General features: G+C 73.8%; 14 protein-coding genes and 2 pseudogenes. 3 read left to right on the forward strand and 13 right to left on the reverse strand.

The features are described from left to right. Positions 1 to 122 precede the first annotated feature (122 nt). Positions 123 to 1,160 (forward strand): type VII secretion protein EccE, encoded by a 1,038-nt coding sequence (locus QP939_RS51215; protein WP_285454251.1) that lies wholly within the window; start codon positions 123 to 125, stop codon positions 1,158 to 1,160. Between the two features lie 2 nt (positions 1,161 to 1,162). On the opposite strand, the pseudogene QP939_RS51220 reads toward QP939_RS51215, so the two are convergent. The 7 genes and pseudogenes from QP939_RS51220 to QP939_RS52135 form a co-directional block, all read right to left on the reverse strand. Next, positions 1,163 to 1,760: pseudogene (locus QP939_RS51220) on the reverse strand (DinB family protein). A 16-nt stretch (positions 1,761 to 1,776) separates the two neighbouring features. Further along, positions 1,777 to 3,147: a type VII secretion integral membrane protein EccD gene (gene eccD / locus QP939_RS51225; protein ID WP_285454253.1), complete on the reverse strand. Its 1,371-nt coding sequence runs from the start codon at positions 3,145 to 3,147 to the stop codon at positions 1,777 to 1,779. Beyond that, positions 3,147 to 3,467: a YbaB/EbfC family nucleoid-associated protein gene (locus tag QP939_RS51230; RefSeq protein ID WP_086674669.1), complete on the reverse strand. Its 321-nt coding sequence runs from the start codon at positions 3,465 to 3,467 to the stop codon at positions 3,147 to 3,149. Before QP939_RS51230 ends, eccD begins: the two co-directional genes overlap by 1 nt. Further along, complete coding sequence (locus QP939_RS51235) at positions 3,464 to 3,934, reverse strand: hypothetical protein (protein WP_285454254.1); 471 nt, start codon at positions 3,932 to 3,934, stop codon at positions 3,464 to 3,466. Before QP939_RS51235 ends, QP939_RS51230 begins: the two co-directional genes overlap by 4 nt. After that, the gene (locus QP939_RS51240; RefSeq protein WP_285454255.1) at positions 3,934 to 5,295 is read right to left on the reverse strand and encodes a WXG100 family type VII secretion target; all 1,362 of its coding nucleotides are present in this window, start codon (positions 5,293 to 5,295) and stop codon (positions 3,934 to 3,936) included. The genes QP939_RS51235 and QP939_RS51240 overlap by 1 nt, the downstream gene beginning before the upstream one ends. 3 nt (positions 5,296 to 5,298) lie before the next feature. Then, positions 5,299 to 6,354, reverse strand: coding sequence for a WXG100 family type VII secretion target (locus tag QP939_RS51245; RefSeq protein ID WP_285454256.1), 1,056 nt, complete (start codon positions 6,352 to 6,354; stop codon positions 5,299 to 5,301). A gap of 34 nt (positions 6,355 to 6,388) precedes the next feature. Next, positions 6,389 to 7,158, reverse strand: a pseudogene (locus QP939_RS52135) (WXG100 family type VII secretion target). 144 nt (positions 7,159 to 7,302) lie between these two features. Here QP939_RS52135 and eccCa point away from each other — a divergent pair. After that, positions 7,303 to 11,229, forward strand: coding sequence for a type VII secretion protein EccCa (gene eccCa, locus QP939_RS51260; protein ID WP_285454259.1), 3,927 nt, complete (start codon positions 7,303 to 7,305; stop codon positions 11,227 to 11,229). 15 nt (positions 11,230 to 11,244) lie between these two features. Here eccCa and QP939_RS51265 read toward each other — a convergent pair whose 3' ends face one another. The 6 genes from QP939_RS51265 to QP939_RS51290 all read right to left on the reverse strand — a co-directional run bounded on the left by QP939_RS51265 (position 11,245) and on the right by QP939_RS51290 (position 19,978). Further along, entirely contained in the window at positions 11,245 to 11,604 is a 360-nt protein-coding gene (locus QP939_RS51265; RefSeq protein ID WP_285454260.1) for a DUF6086 family protein, read from the reverse strand. Then, positions 11,605 to 13,665, reverse strand: a complete 2,061-nt coding sequence (locus tag QP939_RS51270) for an ALF repeat-containing protein (protein WP_285460042.1) — start codon at positions 13,663 to 13,665, stop codon at positions 11,605 to 11,607. Next, on the reverse strand, positions 13,557 to 15,290 hold the full coding sequence (locus tag QP939_RS51275) for an ALF repeat-containing protein (RefSeq protein WP_285454261.1): 1,734 nt from the start codon (positions 15,288 to 15,290) through the stop codon (positions 13,557 to 13,559). The genes QP939_RS51270 and QP939_RS51275 overlap by 109 nt, the downstream gene beginning before the upstream one ends. 80 nt (positions 15,291 to 15,370) lie before the next feature. Further along, complete coding sequence (locus QP939_RS51280; RefSeq protein WP_285454262.1) at positions 15,371 to 15,940, reverse strand: hypothetical protein; 570 nt, start codon at positions 15,938 to 15,940, stop codon at positions 15,371 to 15,373. Then, complete coding sequence (locus tag QP939_RS51285) at positions 15,940 to 16,167, reverse strand: hypothetical protein (protein WP_285454263.1); 228 nt, start codon at positions 16,165 to 16,167, stop codon at positions 15,940 to 15,942. The genes QP939_RS51280 and QP939_RS51285 overlap by 1 nt, the downstream gene beginning before the upstream one ends. A 10-nt stretch (positions 16,168 to 16,177) precedes the next feature. After that, positions 16,178 to 19,978, reverse strand: a complete 3,801-nt coding sequence (locus QP939_RS51290; RefSeq protein ID WP_285454264.1) for a polymorphic toxin-type HINT domain-containing protein — start codon at positions 19,976 to 19,978, stop codon at positions 16,178 to 16,180. A gap of 373 nt (positions 19,979 to 20,351) precedes the next feature. Between QP939_RS51290 and QP939_RS51295 the strand changes: the two genes are divergently transcribed. Beyond that, positions 20,352 to 20,852 (forward strand): hypothetical protein, encoded by a 501-nt coding sequence (locus tag QP939_RS51295; RefSeq protein ID WP_285454266.1) that lies wholly within the window; start codon positions 20,352 to 20,354, stop codon positions 20,850 to 20,852. The last annotated feature ends 90 nt before the right edge of the window (positions 20,853 to 20,942 follow it).

A 20,942-nucleotide genomic window follows, 5' to 3' on the forward strand; every position in this document is an offset into this window, starting at 1 on the left:
TGTGCGTCGTCCCTCCGAGCGTTCGATGCTAAGCACCGCACCGGGCCGCGACGAGGGTAATTTTTACGCCCACGCGGCATCCGGGGAGGCAGTAGCGTCGCAGGCCGGGGAAAGGGGAGCCTGTGTCCGTCGAAACCGCCGGCACCGTCCGCCCGGCACCGTCCCGGCCCGCCATTCCTTGGCTGGCGCCGATCCGGCCGCTGCAGGCGGCGCTGTGGGAGATCGCGGCGATCGCGGTCCTGCTGGCGTGGCTGGTCGACGGCGTCACGCAGCCGGCGCGGATCGCGGTCAGCGTGGCCGCCGGGCTCCTGGTGCTGCTGACGTCGGTGCGGTTCGCCGGGCGTCACCTGGCGGGCTGGGCGGTGACGTGGACGGCGTTCCGGCTGCGGCGCCACGACACGCGCCGCGAGAGCCCGGACCCGTTGTTCAGCGTGGCCGGGCCGGTGAAGGTGCGCCAGCACGTCGATCGCGCGGGCAACCGCTTCGGCGTCGCGGAGGTCGACGGCGGGTGGAGCGCGATCGTGCGGCTGACGCACGGGGCGGGGGCGCCGGGGCCGTTGGTCGACTTGCTGCGCGCGGCGTACCGGCGAACGGACGTGCCACTGGCTTCGGCGCAGCTGCTGACGTGGGCCATTCCGCGCGGCGATCAGGTGCTGCGGGTCCGGTGGCTGACGGTGCGGTACCGGCCGGATCTGGCGCCCGTTGCGGCTCTCGCCCGGGGTGGGGGCGATCTGGGGGCGTTGCGGAGCACGGCGTCGGCCGCGTTGAGCCTGATGGGGTCCCTGGCCGAGGCTGGGTACCAGAGCACGGTGCTCGAGGCCGGGGAGCTGGCGAAGGAGCTTCGGGTGGCGTTGGGGGTTCAGGGGGCCGCTTCCGGGGCGCCTGAGGGGTGGCGGTCGTGGACTTGGGGTGGGGCTTCGCAGATGTGCTTCACCGCGCGGTCCCCGCGGGTTTTGGATGTGGCTGTGCCGGGGGCGGCCTTCACCGCGACTTCGTACACGCTCAGCCGTACGCCGGGTGGTAAGGAGAAAGCCGAGGTGACGGTGCGGGTCGGGGCTCGGCCGGGTGCCCCGGTTCCGGCGCCGGGGTGGGCGATCCCGCTGCACGGGCGGCACGGCGCCGGGGTCCGGCAGACCCTCCCGCTCGCGCTCGACAGCTGACGCTACCGCACGGATCCGGCCGCGCGGGCGACCCGCTCCAGCTTCTCGCGGTACTCCGCCCACGAGTCCGCGTCCCGATCGGGCAGGTTCGACGCGCCCTCCCGCAGGCCGGTACCGCCGTCGACGAGTTCACGGACGATGTCGGCGTGGCCGGCGTGCCGGTTGAGCTCGGCGACGACGTGCACCAGCACCCGGTGCAGCGTCGTTTCGCGGCGCTCCGGCGGCCACCACGGGACCTCGCCGACCGCGTCCAGCGGAGTCGACTCGACGGTCTCGTCCGCGAACGCCCAGACGCGCCGGTAGAGCCCGACGATGTCGTCGCGCGACTCGTCCTCGGACGCCCAGAAGTCGGCGCTGGGGTCGGCGTCCATGTTTTCGTACCACGGAAGCGACTCCGGGAACTTGCGGCCGAACGTGTCGCCGAAGTACCCGAAGCTCGACCCCGGCCATGTGCTTGACGAGGCCGAGCAGGTTGGTCCCGGTGGGCGTCATCGGCCGGCGCATGTCGTACTCGGAAAGGCCGTCGAGCTTCCACACCAGCGCGTCGCGCGCCGCCTGGAGGTAGCGCCGCAGATCGTCCTTGGCATCGGAGTCGGTCATGCGAGCAAGGTACGGCCTAGCCGCGGACGGCTTCGTACACCCCCGCGATCATGCCCACGAACGGGACCAGCGACAGCAGCACCAGGAACTCCGAAACGTCCAGGAGCCGTGACCAGTAAGGGGAACGCCGTCCGCGCGCCACCCGCGTCGCGTACACCAGGCACAGCACCGCCGCGAGCACCACCGCGCACCCGGCCGCGAACACCACCGTCCGGTTGCCCGACGCCACCAGCCACACCCCGGCGCACACCAGCCCCAGGATCCCGAACCCGACCAGCACCAGCCGCTGCGCCCGGCCCGCGTACGACCGCGACCGCAGGATCCACGCCACCCCGAGCAGCCCGGCCAGGCCCGCTTCCCAAGGCCCACCGGAAGAGAGCACGACGGAAGAAGCCAGCACCACCAGGCCCAGCCCCACCAGCAACCCCGTCAGCACGGCCTGGGCCCGTGACGTCCGGCCGATCATCTCGGTCCCCAGCGACGGCTGTTCGTCCGCGCGGAACGCCTCCATGTCGTCCGGCACGCGCGGCAGCGGCAACCGGGCCAGCCGCAACGCCAGCATCGGGGCCACCGCCGCCAACGCCGTGCTCAGCACCGCCACCACCGATGCCGCCGACAGCGGTGACACGCCCGCCAGCAGCACCACCCCGCACGTCACCGCGCCGAAGCCCGCCGCGCCCGTGATCGCCACGAACCACGGCAGGCGGTCGGCCACCGTCACCGCCGCCAGGACCCCGTACACCGTCACCGCCGCGAACCCGGCCGCCAGCGATCCCGCCGACAACGAGAACAACGGATGCGGTGGCAGCACCGACATCCCCGCCAGCAACGCCACGCCGACCCCGGCCACGGCACCCGCCGCGCCGGCTTCCGCGTCGCCGTAAGCCCGGCTCAACGCGCCGCCGCCGAGCAGCAGGACCAAGGCCAGCAGCCCGGTTCCGATCGGCGCCAGCACACTGCCGGACGCCGCCGCCTGCACCAGCAGGCCGCCCGCCAGCAGCAGCACCACCGCCGCCACCAGGCCCGACCGGCGCGCCACCGACGGACCCCAGCCGCCCGTGGTGTCCGCGACGCTCGCGATCGAGTCGACCACGTCGTCGAACAGCAGCGGACCCCGCGGGCGTTCCCGCGGGGTCAGGTGGAGCACTTCGCCGTCCCGGATCTGGGCCGCCGCGACGCTCAAGCCCAGCGCCAGTGGCGCGCCGCCCAGCCTCGACAGCACCCAGCCCGGGTGCTCGGCCGAAGCCTGCCCGGCCGCTCCGGCCAGCCGGACCAGCTGCGGCACCAGCTCGGCGAACGTCGACTGCTGCGGCAGGGCGACGTCGACGCGGGCTCTCGGCGTCACCACCGTGACCCGCCGCGTCGTCCCGGTCAGCGACGCCGTCATCAGACGTTCTTCGCGGCCGAGATCACCGGCGCGAACTTGGCGTTGGACGCCTCGGCCAGCTTCTGCAGCCCGGCGTTCACCGCCTCCAGCACGATCTCCGACAGGTTGCGGGCGTCGTACTCGCGGATCGCGCGGGGGTCGATGTCGATCGAGGTGAACCGGCCGTCGCCGCGGAGGGTGACGGTGACCTCGTTCTGCCGCGAGTGCGCCTTGACCTCCATCGCCTCGACCGTGCGCTGGATCCGCTGGACCTCTTCGGTCTGCTTGCGCACCTGCGCGAGCAGCTCGTCCATGTCCGGCACCGCGTACGGATCGGTCACTGTGCTTTCCCTTCGTGCTGGCGGACGTGGAGGCTGCCCACGAACCGCTGGAAACCGGGTGCGAGCCGCCGCGCGGTCGCGGGCGCGGCCGTGCAGGCGAGCTCGAGCACCAGCCGGTCCGCCGGCACCGCGCCGGGGACCGTCAGGTGCACCTGGGTCTGGATCAGCTCGTCGCCTTCGCCGGTGCGAAGCCGCAGTAGCTGCATGACGCCGGGCGCGGCCGGCTCGCCGACGTCGCGGCGGCTCAGCACGTCGAGCCCGGCCAGCGTGCGCGCGAGGCGTTCGACGGCTTCGGCGGCGATGTCGTCGATCGACGCGTCGTCGGGCCGCTGCTGGACGCTCACGGTGATGTTCGGGACGAACTCGCCCGGTGCGGCGTCGTGCACGGCGACGAACACCGCGCCCGAGTCGCCGGGGTCGACGGCGGTCCAGCCGTCCGGGATCACGAAGTCGAGGGGAAGCGTCATCACAGCCTCACGTACGCGACGGCGTCGTCCCAAGCGGAGCCGACGGCGTCGGCCGCATCGGTCGCCGCGTGGCTGACCGCGTCGACGGCCGCGCCGCCGTACTCGCCGATCGTGTGGCCGAGCTTCGGCAGGTCGATGTCGATCTTCGCGCCGACACCCAGCCCCAAGCCGAGTGCCGCGCCCGCCTTGAAGTTCACCTTGAGGTGCCCGGCGTCGTAGACGGCTTGGGCGTCGAGCTGCGCGCCGAGGCCGTACTGCAGGGTCCCGTTCGCGCCGACGCCGATGCCCGCGACGTCCGCGGCGACCTCGCCTTCGACCTTCCCGCCGACGAAAGCGTTCGCGTGCGCGCCGACGCCGTGCGCGCCGATCGTGCCGGACGCACTGACCTCGCCGCCCGCGAACACCGTGCCCTTGGCGTGCGCTTCGGCGACGCCCCACTCCTTCTTGGCCTCGGCTTCGCCGTGCAGCGCCGCGAGTTCCGCGTGCCCGGACGCGCCGACGTCCCAGCCCTTCGACGTGATCTTCCCGTCGTACTCCGGGGAGAACCCGTCCTGCTCGTGCTGGAACTTGTAGTACGTGATCTCGGTGTTGCGGCCGAGCTTCTCCTTGAGCCCCTCGGCTTCCGGCCGCCCGAACGGCGTGTCCGCCTTCTTCGGCGCACGCGTGCCTTCGAGCCCGTCCCAGGTCAGCTTCTTCCAGCCGGAGTTGCCGAACCACGACGGCACGGTCCGCGGCCGCTTCCGGCCGTCCAGCGGCTCGCCGTTGAGCCAGTGCAGCGGGCCGCGCGCCCACTTGCCCAGCTCGTGCTCGAGCCGTCCGACGCCCTCGGGCGGGAACAGCTCGGCGAGCGCGTCGGAGAATTCGTCGACGACCTGGCGGGCCGCGGCGACGCTCTGTTCGCCCAGCTGCCGCGCCGCCTGGATGAACGCGCCGACCGAGCCGGAGTTCACCGCGCGGGCCTGTGCGGTCAGCTGCTGGGCGTACTGGTCGAACTGCGCGAGCACCGAGTCGACGGCCGCCTTCGCGGACTGGACCAGCTGCGCCGCCGTCGCAAGCCGCTTCGCCTGGTCGTCGAGCTTCGTCGCCGCTTCGGTGAGTTCTCCGCCGAGCTGCTGGACCGCCGTCGCGAACGCGGTGTAGGCGTCGCCGTCCCAGTCCGCGTGCAGGTTCTTCGCGGAGTCGCCGACTTCGCGCGCCTTGCCCGAGACGGTCGAGGCCTGGGTCGCGACGCGCTGCGAGGCGGCGCTGAGCGCCCCGGGATCACCCGTGACGCGTCTCCGGCATTCGACGAGGACGCGCCGGTACCCGGACAGCACGGAGCTGACCACCCCCGACGCGTCGACCACCCCCGACGACCACATCGGTCAGTTCCCGGCCGCGTCGTAGCCGACGTGCTGGCTGAAGTGCTTGCCGTTGTAGTCCAGGTCGATGTCGAGGTCGAAGTCCTGCCCGCCCGGAGCCTCCACAGTGGACTCACCGGTGGTGAGGTTCGTGTGGATGACGACCTCGTCGGCGCCGTGCGCCGGGGCCGGGGCGGGCGCGGGCTGCGTGACCGGGGCGGGCTGCGTCGGCACGGTCGCGCCGTTCTGCGCCGGGTCGACGGCGATCCAGCTGTTGGACGGGTTCAGCGGGGTGCCGGTGCTGGAGACGGGCACGCCGGAAGAGCTGGAACCGCCGCCGGTGGCGAGCGCGGGCGGGGTGTAGTCGGTGAACGAAGGCTGCTGCTGCGGGATCCCCCCGCCGCTCCCGCCCGCCACCGCCTGCTGCCCCGACGGGCTCGCCACCGGCGGCGGGGCCTGGGGCGCCGTGACCGGGGTGTTCCCGATCGACGGCGTCGTCGCGCCCGCGCTGCCGGAGCCGTGGTGGAAGAGCTTCTCGATCTCGCCGATGACCTGCGCGAGCGTGGTGACCTGCTGGGCCAGGTCGACCGCGCCGAGCGCCTTGAGCAGCGCGCCGATCGCGGTGATGAACGCCCGCAGCGACGCGCTCGTCGCGGTCGACAAAGCGACCGCCGCGCCATAGGTCCACCAGTTCGACATCAGCGCGGCGACGGTCGGGTTCACCGCCGAGACCACCGCGCGGTAGGCCTCCTGCGCCGTCTTGATCAGCGTGCCCGAAACCCCGAGCAGCTCGGCGCCCTTCTGGACGACGTTGATGATCTTCGTGAGCTGGTCGAGGGACTCGGAGATCTTCTTCAGCGCCGACTCGCTCGCCGCGCCGGACCAGATCTTCCCCAGCTGGTCGGCCGCCTTCGTCAGCTCGTTGTACATGCCGAGGAACTGCTCGGCCTTTCTGACCAGGTCGGCCACGTGCTTGGCGATCTGTTCCGGCTGGCCGGTGACGATCTGCGGCAGGATGGTGATCGGCCCGCCCGAGGACGCGGTCGCGTCCATCGCGCTGGAGTTCGGGAAAGTCAGCATCGGACGACCTCACAAGTTCTGGAAGAGCGGACGATCAGACGACGGAAGCGGGCCGGTACACGCTGACCTTCGCCAGCCCGCCGATGCGGGCGTCGAGGAGCCCGTGGTTGTACAGGCGGCCGCCGTCGCCGGCGACGCCGATGACCGGCTGGCGGTCGGAGAACAGCAGCGGCTCGACCACCACGACGTCCCCGCTGTGCACCCCGCCGGGCACATCGGAGAACGTGCGCGCGGTCCCCGCGTAGACCTCGATCAGCCCGACCCGCGCCTGGTTGTCGGCGTCACCGGCCAGCCAGTCGTTGAAGTCGGCGACGCCGTGGAAGCGGGCGTCGGTGATCGGGTGGTCGCCGAGCCGCCCGAGCCGCGCGTCCCCCAGGTAGCGCAGCACGTTCCCGACCGACGACGGCTCGCCGTGGGCGCCCGCGCTGTCGTTGATGGCCAGGGTCGCCAGCTCGGACGCGTGCGACTGCCCCAGATCGACGACGCCGTGCTCACCGGGGCGTGCCCGCCGCCGTAGCCGTCGGCGACGTCGCGGTCGGCCGCCTGGTAGGCGTCGGCGCTGGCCTTGACCAGCCCGTTGATCTGCTGCAGCAGCTGCAGGAGCGTGCGGACGGCGGTGACCTGGCCCGAGTGCAGCGCCGCGTTCGCGGCGGCCACCGCGCTGCCGAACGTCGCGAACGACATCGGCTGCACGACCAGCCGTTCCAGGTCGGCGACGGCGTTGATGCCGTGGGCGATGATGCCGCCGACGTTGCCCACGGCGGAGCGCATCGCCTCGGGCTCAGCCCGGTACTCGCCGGCCATGGCTCTCCTTCCGCGGGTGGCTTGCTCGGCTGAGCGTAAGTTCGGCCACGGAAGCGGGCAGACGGCAAAAGTACCCACCGCGCCGGGTCGGCGAGTGGCCAAAATACCGGTCAGCGCCCTTCCGATCTGCTGGAGCCTTGAAGCATGAGTCTCACCCCCGAGCGTCCTTCCGAGATCGTGCTGCAGTCGCCGCCGATGCTCCCGAAGAGCTCGTCGGGCGGGATGGTCCAGCTGATGATGTTCCTGCCGATGATGCTCGGCATGGGCGCGATGTCGTTCGTCTACATCGGACGCGACGGCGGCGTGATGACCTGGATCTTCGGCGCCCTGTTCGTCTGCGCGATGGGCGGCATGGTCGTGATGTCGCTCGGCCGCGGCGGGATGGCGAAGAAGGCGCAGATCAACGACGAGCGCCGCGACTACCAGCGCTACCTCTCCGGCCTGCGGGCCCAGGTCCGGGACATCGCCGACGGCCAGCGCGCGGCCATGATCGCGCTCCAGCCCGACCCGGCCGACCTCTGGGCCTACGTCGAGACCGGGCAGCTGTGGGACCGCCGGCGCGCCGACGCCCAGTTCGCGCAGGTCCGCGCGGGCACCGGCCCGCAGCGGCTCGCGACGCCGTTGAAGGCGCCGCAGACCGTGCCGCTGGAGGACCTGGATCCGGTGTCCTCCACCGCCCTCAAGCACTTCATCCGCACCTACTCGACGGTCGACGGGCTGCCGGTGGCCCTGTCGCTGCGCTCGTTCGCCGCGGTGACCGTCGCCGGGCGGCGCCCGGACGTGCTCGGGCTGGTGCGCGCGCTGCTGTGCCAGCTCGTCACCTTCCACTCCCCCGGTGACCTGCGCGTCGCGCTGTGCCTGCCGGCGGACCGGCAGCACGACTGGGAATGGGCGAAGTGGCTGCCGCACGCGACCGCGGCCGGCGCGACCGACGCCGTCGGCTCCCGGCGCCTGGCGGCCGACTCGGCGGCCGGCCTGGCCGGACTGCTCGGCGCCGACCTCGGCGAACGGCCCGCGTTCAGCCGCCGCGCCGCGGCCGAGCTCGACCTGCCGCACCTGGTGGTGGTCGTCGACGGCGGCAACGCGCACGGCGAACCCCGGCTGATCGGCGAAGACGGCCGGCTCGGCGTCACGGTGATCGAAATCGGGTCCGAGCACCCGCGGACGTATTCGACCGAGCGGCTGCTGAGCCTGCACACCGCGCCGGACTCGCTCGGCATGGTCGTCGGCGACGCCACCGAGCAGCGGCTCGGGTTCCTCGGCCGCCCGGACGTCCTCGACCGCGGCGCGGCGGAAGCCCTGGCCCGGATGCTGACGCCGTTGCACACCCCGGCCGCGGTCGTCGGTGAGAAGCCGATGTCGTCGACGTTCGGCCTGGCCGGGCTGCTCGGCATCGGCGACCCGCGCGACACCGATACATCCGTGACGTGGGCCCCGCGCGCCGCGCGCGACCGGCTCCGGATCCCGCTGGGCGTCAACCCCGACGGCCGTCCGGTCGAGCTGGACCTCAAGGAGTCGGCCGAGGGCGGGATGGGCCCGCACGGGCTGGTCATCGGCGCGACCGGGTCCGGCAAGAGCGAGCTGCTGCGGACGCTGGTGACGGCGCTGGCCGTGATGCACTCGTCGGAGACGCTGAACCTGGCGCTGATCGACTTCAAGGGCGGCGCGACCTTCGCCGGGATGACCGGCCTGCCGCACACGTGCGCCGTGATCACGAACCTGTCCGACGACCTCGCGCTCGTCGACCGGATGGCGGACGCGCTCAACGGCGAGCTGCTGCGGCGGCAGGAACTGCTGCACGCGGCCGGGAACTACGCGTCGGTCCGGGACTACGAGAAGGCCCGCGCGGACGGGACGCCGCTGGACCCACTCCCGTCGCTGCTGGTGATCATCGACGAGTTCAGCGAGCTGCTGTCGGCGCGCCCGGAGTTCATCGACCTGTTCGTCGCGATCGGGCGGCTCGGGCGGTCGCTCGGTATTCACTTGTTGCTGGCGTCGCAGCGGCTGGAGGAGGGGCGGCTGCGCGGGCTCGACTCGCACCTGTCGTACCGGATCGGCCTGCGCACGTTCTCCGCGGCGGAAAGCCGCGCGGTGCTGGGCGTCGCCGACGCCTACCACCTGCCGCCGGTGCCGGGGTCGGCGTACCTGAAGGCCGACACGGACACGCTGATCCGGCTCAAGGCGGCGTACGTCTCCGGCGAGCTGCCGCCGCGCAGCACGGTCGTCCGCGAGGACGGCCAGGAGCTCGGCGTGCTGCCGTTTTCCCTGGCCCCGGTGGAAATCCCGGTGACGACGGAAGTCGCTCCGGCGCCTTCGGCCGAAGGCACCGGCGAGACGATCATCCACGCGATGCTGTCGCGCCTGGAGGGCCGCGGCCCGGCGGCGCACCAGATCTGGCTGCCGCCGCTGGCCGAACCCCCGACGCTGGACCAGCTCCTGCCACCGCTGGGCGAGGACGCCGCGCGGGGCCTGTGCCCGCTCGGCTGGGGCGGCAACGGCAAGCTGACGATCCCGGTGGCGCTGGTGGACAAGCCGTTCGAGCAGCGCCGCGACCTGCACTGGGCCGACTTCTCCGGCGCGGGCGGGCACGCGCTGATCGTCGGCGCGCCGCAGAGCGGCAAGTCGACGTTGATGAAGGACATCGCGGGCATGCTCGCGCTGACGCACACGCCGGCCGAGGTGCAGCTGTTCATCCTGGACATGGGCGGTGGCGCGCTGGCCCCGATCGCCGGGCTGCCGCACGTGTCGGGCTACGCGACCCGCCGCGACGCGCAGCGCTGCCGCCGGGTGGTCGCCGAGCTGACGACGTTGCTGGAGCAGCGCGAGGAGTTCTTCGCGGCACAAGGGATCGAGTCGATGGCGGCGTTCCGCGCGCGCCGCGCCGAGCTGACCGAGAGCACCGACGGCCGCGAGTTCGGCGACGTGTTCCTGTTCGTGGACAACTGGACGACGATCCGCCAGGAGTACGAGCAGCTGGAGGAGCAGATCACCGGCCTGGCGGCGCGCGGGCTCGGGTTCGGCATCCACGTGATCGTCTCGCTGAACCAGTGGATCGGCGTCCGCGCCCAGCTGCGCGACGCGATCGGCACGCGGTTCGAGCTGCGCCTGGGCGACCCGATGGATTCGTCGATCGACCGCAAGGTGGCGGTGAACGTCCCGGCCGACCGCCCGGGCCGCGGCATCACGGCGGAGAAGCTCCACTTCCTGGCGGCGCTCCCCCGCATCGACGGAGACCAGCGCCCGGAGACGATCGGCACGGGCGGCGTCGACCTGGTGCGCCGGATTTCCGAGGCGTGGCAAGGCCCGCGCGCGCCCCAGGTCCGGCTGCTGCCACCGGAGGTGCCCCTCGATGGGCTGCCCGCGGCGCCTGGCAAGCAGGTCACGTTGGGGATCGCGGAATCGACATTGCGGCCGGTGTACCTGGACTTCGCGGCGGACCCGCACTTCGTGGCGTTCGGCGACGTCGAGTCGGGGAAATCGTCGCTGCTGCGTGCTCTGGCACAGGGCATCACGTCGAAGTACAGCCCGGAGGAAGCGGCGATCATCGTCGCGGACTACCGGCGTGGGTTGCTCGGAGCGGTGTCCGAGCCGCACTTGCTGGGGTACGCGGGCGCGGAGGGCAAGCTGACGGACTTGATCGGCGAGTGCGCTCAGGCCATGCGCAACCGCTTGCCCGGTCCTTCGGTGACGCCGGAGCAGTTGCGGAACCGCTCGTGGTGGCGCGGACCGGAGCTGTTCGTGCTGGTGGACGACTACGAACTGGTGGCGACGGTCGGGCGGAACCCGTTGCAGCCGTTGCTGGAGTTCTTGCCGCAGGCGCGGGACATCGGCCTGCACGTGATCATCGCGCGAGGATCCGGCGGGGCCGGGCGGGCGTTGTTCGAGCCGGTGCTGCAGCGGCTGCGGGAGCTGGGCTCGCCGGGGTTGATCATGTCGGGGGCGAAGGACGAGGGGGCGTTGCTGGCGGACGTGAAGCCGTCGCCGCAGCCGCCGGGCCGAGGGACGCTGGTGTCCCGGCGGCACGGGACCGGGCTGGTCCAGGTGGCGTGGACGAAACCCGCGGAGAGCTGAGCACCGCGCCACGGGCTACATCAGCCGCGCGAGTTCGGCCCGGGCGTCGAACAGGTCCCGCTGGGCCTCGTCCGCCGGTTCCAGGACCACCCCGGTCCGCTCCAGGAGAACCAGGCACGCGACAAGGAAGCCGCGCGCCAGCTCCTTGTACACGGGATTGGTGACCACCGACCCCGCCAGCAGCGTCCGGACGAAGCCGCCCAGCGCCACCGGGTCCACGTAGTAGTAGTCACTCGCGTTCATCGTGAACCCGGCCGCGGCGAGGTCGGTCCCGGCGTCGGCCGCCAGTGTCCCGGCCATGTCCATGAACAGCTTGCCGATCCGGAGCGCCGGGCTCCAGACGACCTCGCCGTCGACGTCGAATACGTAGCTCACTCAGAAAAACTCCAGGTAGACGGTCACGCCCGGGTGGGCGTTGCGGAAGCCGCTCACCGCGTTCTCGATCGCCTCGCGCAGCGGGGCCTCCACGCCGGGTGTGGTCATCCGCAACCCGATCGGGGCGTCACGGTACCCGGCCAGCTCCGGGCTCACCGAACGCGCCTCCAGGTAGGACTCGAGCTTCGCGGTCACCTGCTTGTCCACCCAGCCCGGCACGTCGCCGGCCCAGGTCGCGGACTTCTCCTCCCACAGCACCCCGGCCTCGACGTGGTCGATGTCGGTGATCATGCGGCCGTTGTTCGGCACGGCCGGGTCGAAGACCTTGACGTCTTTGCTGCCTTCGAGCGGTCCCTTGTTCTGCGCGAGCTTCCCGACGTCGTCCGCCGCGCCCTTGATGCCGTCCATCGCCATGGCCAGCCCGCCGAGGATCGACGCGATCCCGCCCGCGATCGCCGGGCCACCGGTGAACACGCAGGCGACCAGCCCGCCGAGGAACCCGATCGCACCACCGGGAATGGCTCCGACGCCGCCCTCGGGCAACCCGAGGAGCGCGCCGGCCGCGGTCGCGCCGGCGATCTCCTCGCCGCACGTCGCCGCGCCGGCGGCGACCTCGCCCGCCCCGGCGACCGCCAGCCCGATCCCCCCGCCGACCTCGAGCAGGTGCGCGATGAGCGCCAGCAGCTCGCCGGCGTGGTCGCGCACGAAGTCGAGCGAGCCCTGGGCCATCGCGTCGATCAGCGCCAGGACGCGGTCGGCCGCGTCGCGCAACCCGGCCAGCTCCGGGCGGGACCCGACCGCCGCCGCGGCTTGGTCGCGCAGCTGCTGGACCGCGTCCCGCATGCCGGTCACGGCCTGACGGGTGGCCTCTTCGCGCTGCTTCTCGACCGCCGCGTTCTGCGCGGCCGCCGCGGCCTGGCTGGCTTCCAGCAGGGACCGGCCGGCCGCCAGCGAGTCCGCGAGCGCCTGCGCGGCCGACGCCCGCGCCGCCGCCGCGTACTGTGCCGCCAGCGCGGCCGACTGGGCGGCGTGGGCGGCTGAGTTCTTCGCTGCCGTGGCACTTCCCTGCGCGGCCGCGGCCGCGTCACGGGCCTGCTTCGCGGAGAACGCCGCCTGCGCCGCCGACCGGCTCGCCTGGTCGGCCGACTCCTTCGCCTGCGCGGCGAACTGCGCCGCCTGGTCCGCCGACGCCCGTGCTTGCTCGGCCCACCGGTTCGCCTCGTCGGCCGCGCCCCGCGCGGTCGCCGCCGACTGGGCCGCCAAGGCGGCGTTCTGCCGCGCGAGGGCCGCGGCCAGCGCCGCGTCGGCGACGTACCCGTTGACCTGGGCGACGTGCTCGGCGGCCGCCGCGTCCCGCAGCGCCGCGTCGAACTGGCCGGCCTGCAGGAACTTCCGCACCGTCGACCACGGCCCGGACAACGCCGCGTTGGCCGCCGCGCGGACCTCGGGACCGCCGGCGTCGAGGATCTTCTGGACGGCGACGCGGTCGTCGTCCTCGGCGGCCCGGTAGCGGCCCGTGGCGAGGAACGCCCGGACGTCTTCGGCCGTCCCGGACAGGGCCGCGTTGGCCGCGTCACGGGTGATCGGCCCACCCTTGTCGAGGATCTTCTGGACCGCCACCCGGTCGTCGTCGTCCTTGTGCGGGTAGGCCCGGGTCCGGAGGAACTCCTTGACCTGGTCGTAGCTGCCGGCGTTGGCCGCGTTGGCGGCGTCGCGCTGGGCGGGGACCGTCGTCGTCCCGGCGATCACGGTGACGCTGAACCGGTCGTCCTGTTCGACCGCCGCGGCGACACCGGACCGCGCGAAGGCCAAAACCTCCGCTTCGGTGCCGCCGAGCGCGGCCGAAGCCGCGAGCCGTACCTTCGGGCCGCCGCTGTGCCAGAGCGCGACCGCGGCGCGCCGTCCGTCGGCGACCGCGGTGTCCGGTGCCGTGGCCGGGTCGGCGGCCTCGGTCAGCAGCTGCCGCGTGGCCGCGTCGACCTGCTCGGCGACCCCCGCCGTCCACTGTGGACTGGCGACGCCGGCCGCCTCGGCCCGCCGGGCTTCTTCGGCGTCCCGCACGGCCTGGGACTGCTGCTGCGCCAGCCGTTCGGCGTCCACCTTGCGCGCGAGTTCGGCGGTGTTCTTCGCCTGGTCCGCGGCGGCTTGCGCGCTGTCCGCCTCGTTCTTCGCCTCGTCCGCGGCGGCCTGCGCGCGGTCCGCGGCCCCTGCCGCCTCCCCGGCGTGCAGCGCGGCGTCGTCGGCCGCCTTCGCCGCGGCGTCGGCGTGGACGGCGGCGTCGGCGGCCGCCTGCCGGGCCTGACCCGCGAAGGTGGCCGCGTCGTTGGCCAGCGCGAGCGCGACCCCGGCGGCGCGCCGGGCCTCGTCGGCGTTGCGCTGGGCGCGGTCGGCCGCGTTCGCCGCCTCGGCGGGCTCGCGCCCGCCTGCTGCGCCCAGCCCCCGGCGTCGCGCGACGCCTGAGCGGCGGCCGCGGCGTCCCCGGCCGCGGCCGCTGCGGCCTGCGCGGCCACCGAAACCTGCCGGACCGCTTCGACGGCCTGGGCGACGGCGTCCGCGGCGGTGCGCGCGCCGATGGCGGCGTCCCGCGCCTTCTGCGCCGCGTCGCGAGCGGCGTCGGCCTGACCGCGGTCGGTGGCGGCGGCCGCGGCGGCGTTGCGGGCCCGGGCGGCGGCCTGACCCGCCATCGACGCGGCCCACGCGGCCTGGCTGGCGGCGTGTGAGGCTTCCCGCGCGGCACTGGCCGCGGCGGCGGAGGCGTTGATCGCCTTCTGCGCGGCCTGGGCCGCCCGGTTCGCGGCATCGGCCGCGCGGCCGGCGGCGCTCGCCGCCTGCGCGGCCGAGCCCTGGGCCTGCCGGGTCTCCTCGGCCGCGGTCTGCGCGGCGGCCTTCGCGGCCGCGGCCGCCGCCACCGCCTGGTCGGCCGCGTCCTTCGCGGCCTGGGTCTGCACGGCCGAGCGGGCCTGAGCGCCCTGGGCCAGCCCGGCGAGGGCGCTGACGGACAGCGTTTCGGCGTCCCGCTGCGTCGCCACCTGGTAGCCGGTGCGCAGGAACTCGCGCACGCTCTCGATGGTCCCGGACAGCGCCTGGTTCGCGGCCTTCCGCACCTCGGGGCCACCGGTGTTCAGCAGCAGCTGGACGGCGATCCGGTCGTCGGCGTCCTGCGCCTGCTGCCAGCCGGTCTCCAGGAACGCGAGCTGGGCTTCGGTGGTCCCGTCGAGGGCCGTGTTGGCCGCGGCCTTCACTCGTGGGCCGGTCGCCGCCGCGAGCAGCCTGCTGACCTGGATGCGCACGTCGTCGCGCCACGGCTGCTGCCAGCCGCCGGTGAGGAACGCGCGGACGTCCCCGATCGTCCCGCTCAGCGCGGTGTTCGCGGCGTGCTGGGTGGCCGGGCCGCCCGCGGTCAGCATCTTCTGCGCCGAGACGCGGTCCTCGACCTCCTGCATCCGCGCCAGCCCCGTGGTCACGAACGCCCGGACGTCGTCGTCGGTGCCGCACAACGCCACCTCGGCGGCCCGCGACACGACAGGCCCGCCGGTCCGCAGGAGCGCGACGAGCTTCTGGCGGTCGGTCGACGGCGGTGGATCATCGGCCGCGGCGGCGGGGGCCAGCCCCGCGGTGAGCGCGACGGCGGCGGCCAGCGCCACCACCACCCGGAGTCCGCCCGGCCATGACCGGCTGCGTCTCATGTGTTCCCGCCCTTCCGGAATCGATCAGCGTGCGGCGAACGCCTCCCCACCGGTTCGGTGCGGAGGCATTCGCGAACTGCTCAAGGCAATGCGGAAAAGACCGGCTGCCAGCTCGCCACGGTGGCGGCGAGCGCCGGGTCGGTGAGGTGCTCACGCAGGTCGAGCGTGAGCCGGATGAGCTGTTTCAAGTGCCGCAGCCGCAGGATCTCGGCGCGCTCCAGCGTGGTCCAGACCGGGCTCAGCCGTTCGGCCTCCGCCAGCCGTTCCGGGGTCACCTCGGCGACGACGGGCGCCACGACCCGATCGGCCGCGAACGGCGAGTCCGGCAGCGAAACGCCGGACACCCCGAGCGCGGCCGCCAGGAGGAGCCGCCGCGTCAGCACTTCGTGCGCGTCCATCAGCCGCCGCTGTTCAAGGAACACGAACAGCTCGTCGACGGCACGCAGGAACCTGTCGACCTCCGCCGGCGACAGCCGTTCCCCCGCCTCGGCGGGATACCGCAGCTCCCGGACGAGCGGCATGGTCAGCACCTGCACCACACCCAGCCAGGCGTTCGGCCCCGCGTCGTCGGGCAGCCTGCCCCCGGCCAGCCACCACTCGAACCGGTCCCGCAGCGGCACCGCGTCCAGGCGCCTCAGCTCGGCCGACATCAGAAGTGGATGCCCAGCTGCCCGAACGCCTCCATGCCCAGCCGCCGGATCGGCTCCCAAAGCGCTTCGTCGCTGCCGACGAAGTGCCCGCTGCGGCTGGAGATCTCGATCCCGAAGTACCCGGTCTGCGCCGAGCCCGCGATGGTGGCCTCACCGGCCGCGCGGACCGACTGCCCGCCGCTGAGGACGGCGTGCGAGATCTCGACCCCTTGGACGGTGTGCGGCATCACGACGAGACTACCGTCCTCGAGGATCGCCCACTTGAGCTGACCTTCCAGGTCCGCCCGCGCGAGTGCGGCGTCGAGCTGGGCGCTGTTCGCCGCCCGGACCGGGGCCACGTTGACCCGCGCGGCGTCCGCCAGCTCCTGCTCGAGACGGCCCGGCAGCTGGTTCGGCAACGGCTTGCACGTGTTGTGCACCAGCAGCCCGCGCGCCGAGACGCGGTAGTCGTGGTCGGTGTCGACCTCGAAGTTGTAGACCGTGACCGGGCTGTTCTCCCGGCTCAGGGAGCTGCACCCTCGCCGGCGCGCCGTCCCCGGCGTCGAGCTCGTCGCCCGCCCGCAGGTCGGCCGCCCGCGTCCAGCCCTTCCCGGTGACCCAGAACGGGTGCTCGGTGGTGGCCCGGACCACGGTCGTGCCCACCGACACCGCGACGAGCGCGTCGGCCCGCTTGGTGAACGTCGCCACGACCGCCCGCAGCCGGGACCGCCCGGTCACCGGGTCCTTGGCCCAGACCCGTTCGCCCTTCGCGACCTGTTCGATCGGTTTCGGCCCGGCCTCCGTCCGCACGATCGTCCCGACGGGGAAGCAGTTCCCGACCCGCGCCGCCTCGATGATCTCCTTGCCACGCCCCAGGAACGTGCGGGCGCGGGCGACGTCGTCGACGAACTTGCCGATGCCGGCGATCACCCGCCAGAGCGCCTTGCCGACCTCGAACGCCTTGATCGCGGCCAGGCCGAGCGACGCGATGTCGACCGCGCCCATGATGCAGTTGACGATGCCCGGGTCGTTGATGCAGGCCTTGATCCCGCCGATGAACAGGTCGATCAGGATCTGACCGCCGTTTTCGATGATCCAGTCGATGATGCTCTTGTCGGCGAGCGCCTTCGCCTGGTTGTACTGGTCGACCAGCTCCTGGCCGCCCGCCGCCCGCAGGGCCGCCTCGTCGTCGGGGGTCAGCGGGCCCGTCCCGGACCCGGCCGACTGGTTCTTCGCGTCCTCGGCGGCCCGCTTGTCCGCCGCGATCCGGGCGGCGTCGTCGGCCGCCTTGGCCGCTTCGTCCGCGTCCTTCCCGGCCGCGATCGCCGAAGCCCGCGCCTGCTCCGCGTAGGTCCGGGCGGCCGCGGCGGAGTCGTTGGCCCGCACCGCGGAAGCCCTGGCGCGGGTCGCCGACGAAGCAGCGGCCCGGGCGTCGCGCTGGGCGTTCTGGGCCGCGCCCCGCGCCTCCCTCGCGGACTGGGCGGCCTGGTCGGCCGAGCGCTGGGCCTGCGCGGCGGACTCCCGCGCCTGGTCGGCGTAGATCTTCGCCTGGTCGGCCTGCTTGCGGGCTTCCGCCGCCGCCTGCGTGGCTTCGTCGGCGGCGTTGCGCGCCCGAGCCGCGGCTTCCGCGGCGGTGGCCGCGTCGGCGCGGGCGGTCGCCGCGATGCTCGCCGCCTCGGTCACGAACCGGTGGACGTCGGCCGCGTGCGTCGCGGTGTCGATGTCCCGCTGCTGCGCGTCGAACTGCTCGATCCGCAGGAAACTCTTCAGCGAGGACACCGGCCCGGACAGCGCCGCCTGGGCGGCGGCCTGGACTTCCGGCCCGCCGGTGGTGAGGAAGCGGGTGACGGCGATCCGGTCGTCGTGCTCGGCCGCGACGTACTGACCGGTGCGCAGGAACTCCGCGATATCGTCGACGGTGCCGCTGAGCGCCCGGTTGGCCGCCTCCTTCGTGGCGGGCCCGCCGGTGTTGAGGATCAGCTGGACCGCGAGCCGGTCGTCGTCGGCCTTGCCCGGGTACGCCCGCGTCCGGAGGAATTCCGCGACCTGCGGGTACGGCGCGGCGAACGCGTCGCGCGCGGCCTGCTGGAACCGGGTGTTGTCCGAGGTGTCCCGCAGGATCGCGACGCTCGTGCGGTCGTCCTGCTGGGTCGCGGCGGCGAGCCCGGTGCGCAGGAACTGCTTCAGCCCCGCCGCGTCGGCCGCCAGCGCCGAGGCGGCCGCCGACTTGGTCCACGGGCCGCCGCTCTGCAGGAGCTGCACCGCCGCCTTGCGGATGTCGAGGACCACCGTCTCCGGCGACGTCGCCGGGTTCGCCGCTTCCTCCAGCAGGCGCTGGGTTTCCGCCGCTCGCGCGGCCGCCTCCCCCGCCTTCCACTCACCCGCGGCCTTGCGGGTGTCCTCCGCCTGCTTCGCCGCTTCCGCGTCCGCGACCGCCTGGTCCTTCTGGGCCTCCAGGCGCGCCGCGTCCGCGTCGCGCGACGTCTTCTCCAGCTGGGCCGCCTGGTTCGCCGCCGTCGTCGCCGTGTCCGCCGACGCCTTCGCCGATGCCGCGTAACGGGCCGCCGCGTCCGCGTCCTTCTTCGCCTGGTCTGCCGCCGCGGCCGCCTGGTCGGCCGCCAGCGCCGCCGCGTCCGCGTGGGCCGCCGACGCGTTCGCCGCGTCGCGGGCCTGGCGGGCCGCCGCCGCGGCCTGGCCGGCCAGGGACTCCGCCGCGTTCGCCGCCCGGTTCGCCCGGGCCGCCGCCGCGCGGGCCGTCGCCGCCGCCTGCTCCGCCTGGCTCGCGTTCGCCCCCGCCGACCGCGCGTAGCCCGCCGCCTCGTCCGCCGCGGACGCCGCCGCGTCCGCGTTCGAACTCGCGCTGCGCGCCGCCCCCGCGGCCCGGCCCGACGCGTCCGCCGCCTGCCCGGCCGCGTTCGCCGCGTCCGCCGCCGCCCGCGCGCCCGCCGCCACGTTCCGCGCGTCCTGCGCGGCCTGACGCGCTTCCGCCGCGTGGGCGCCGTCGGCCGCCGCGGCCGATGCCGCCGAGTACGCCCGCGAACACGCCTGCTCCGCCAGCGACGCCGCCGTCGCGGCCTGTGCCGCCGCGTTCGCCGCGACGCGCGACGCGCGGTTCGCCTCGGCCGCCGCGCCGATCGCGGTCTTCGCGGCGTCGGCGGCGCCTCGGGCCGCGTTCGCCGCGCGGGCGGCCGCACCCGCGGCCTGCACCGAAGAATCGCGCGCCGCCTGGGTTTCCGCCGCCGCCCGCTGAGCCGCTTCCTTCGCCCGCTGCGCCGCCGCGATCGCGCGGTCGGCCGCGTCCTGCGCCTGCTTCGTCTGGGCGGCCGCCTGCGCGCCGGCGTCCCGCGCGAGGTCGGCGAGGTGCGCGACCGTCGCGGTCTCCTGGTCGCGTTCGGCCGCGAGCGCGTAACCGGTCTCCAGGAACGCCTGGATGTCTTCGACGGTCCCGTCGAGGGCCCGCTGGGCCGCCTTCTGCACCTCCGGGCCGCCGGTGGTCAGCAGCTGGCTGACCTTGATCCGGTCGTCGTCGTTCTGGGCCTGCTGCCGCCCGGAGTCGAGGAACTTCTGGACGTCGTCCGCGGTGCCGTCCAACGCCTTCTGCCCGGCGACCTGGACCCAGTGCCCGCCGGTGGCGACGTACCGCGACACCTGCGCGCGGTTGTCGTCGAGCCACGGCTGCTGCCAGCCCGTCGCCAGGAACGTGTGCACGTCCGCCGCCGTGCCGTTCAACGCGGTCTGGGCCGCGCGCCGCAGGCCCGACCCGGCCACGGTCAGCAGCCTGCTGACCTGGATCCGGTCGTCGTGCTCGGCCGCCACGGCCTTGCCGGTGGCCAGGAAGGTGTGCACCTCGGCGTCGGAGCCCACCAGCGCCGCGGCCGCCGCGTCCTTCGTCGCCGGCCCGCCCGCCTGCCAGAGGGCGACGACCTGCGCGCGTTCCCCCGGCCCGGCGGCCTCCGCCGCCCGCGCGGGCACGGCCACCGCGCCCGACGCCACCGCCGCCACCAGCGTGCCCGCGAGCGCGGCACGCGCTCTCCCCGCGATCGATCTCTTGACCCGCACCCGCCCAGACCTCCCGTGCGCACGATTCCGGCCGCGACGGGGGGACGCGCACGGGTGTGGACGACAGTTTCCCCGTGCGCACGAAAATGGCAGAGAGCGCTTTCCGCGCGTCCTTCGCCCTGGATCTCCCCCCAAAGCCGTCGAAAAGTAGCAGAAGAGCGGAACAGTGCGTAAGCCGCATTCGGGTGTGGGCAGCGTCACAGGCGAGAGATTTCCCGGACGGCGTGGCGAACCGGTGGACATTTGTTGACGCCGCCGCGCCGGGCTGATTAGAGTCCGGTTCGCGTCCGCTCGGGGTCGGGCGCATTCATTCGCATCCGCCGCGGCGCTCGCCGCCGGCCGGTCATGTCTGTTTCCGATCGCAGGGGGAATCATGCGCACACGCGCGCGTTTCATCGCGGTGGCCGCGGCAGGCGCCGCTCTGGCGGCCGTCGGCTCGGCCTTCGGCGTCTCGTCCGCCACCACGGCGACCACCGCCGACGACACACCGCCGCCGATCGTCGAGGACTACTCCTACCCGGGCGCGGCGAAGGTGTTCCAGGACCGCGCACTGACCCTGATCAGCGGTGACGGGCACATCACGCTCACGCCGTGCGGCCAGTCCGGGCTGCTGGAGGTCCACGCGTACAACTCCGCCGACCACAGCCCCGACCCCGGCCACTACTGCTTCAAGGTATCCGGGCCGACCGGGTACCTGCGCCTCGAGGTGCCCTACGCCTACCAGGTCAAGGGCGACAGCCACACCGTGCAGGCGACCGTCGAGATCAACGGCCAGAACAGCACGGTCCCGGTCGCCAAGAATGGCTGGACCGGAATCGGCGAAGGCGCGGGAACCGATCCTTCGACACTTCTCGAGCTGCGCGCCTCGGCCTGACCGAGCATTCGGAGCAACTCCGCTGCGGCATTCGTCCCCGCCGCGGCGTTCCGTTTCGTCCGGCCGCGGCCGGACGGTTCACCGCCGCTT

Source organism: Amycolatopsis nalaikhensis (assembly GCF_030264295.1).
Lineage (GTDB): Bacteria > Actinomycetota > Actinomycetes > Mycobacteriales > Pseudonocardiaceae > Amycolatopsis > Amycolatopsis nalaikhensis.

Excerpts from the sequence above, each read along its gene's own strand:
- QP939_RS51285 (WP_285454263.1), bottom strand. The coding sequence starts at position 16,167 with ATGCCGCACACCGTCCAAGGGGTCGAGATCTCGCACGCCGTCCTCAGC.
- QP939_RS51275 (WP_285454261.1), bottom strand. The coding sequence starts at position 15,290 with ATGAGACGCAGCCGGTCATGGCCGGGCGGACTCCGGGTGGTGGTGGCG.
- QP939_RS51240 (WP_285454255.1), bottom strand. The coding sequence starts at position 5,295 with ATGTGGTCGTCGGGGGTGGTCGACGCGTCGGGGGTGGTCAGCTCCGTG.
- eccCa (WP_285454259.1), top strand. The coding sequence starts at position 7,303 with ATGAGTCTCACCCCCGAGCGTCCTTCCGAGATCGTGCTGCAGTCGCCG.
- QP939_RS51295 (WP_285454266.1), top strand. The coding sequence starts at position 20,352 with ATGCGCACACGCGCGCGTTTCATCGCGGTGGCCGCGGCAGGCGCCGCT.
- QP939_RS51235 (WP_285454254.1), bottom strand. The coding sequence starts at position 3,934 with ATGACGCTTCCCCTCGACTTCGTGATCCCGGACGGCTGGACCGCCGTC.
- QP939_RS51245 (WP_285454256.1), bottom strand. The coding sequence starts at position 6,354 with ATGCTGACTTTCCCGAACTCCAGCGCGATGGACGCGACCGCGTCCTCG.
- eccD (WP_285454253.1), bottom strand. The coding sequence starts at position 3,147 with ATGACGGCGTCGCTGACCGGGACGACGCGGCGGGTCACGGTGGTGACG.
- QP939_RS51280 (WP_285454262.1), bottom strand. The coding sequence starts at position 15,940 with ATGTCGGCCGAGCTGAGGCGCCTGGACGCGGTGCCGCTGCGGGACCGG.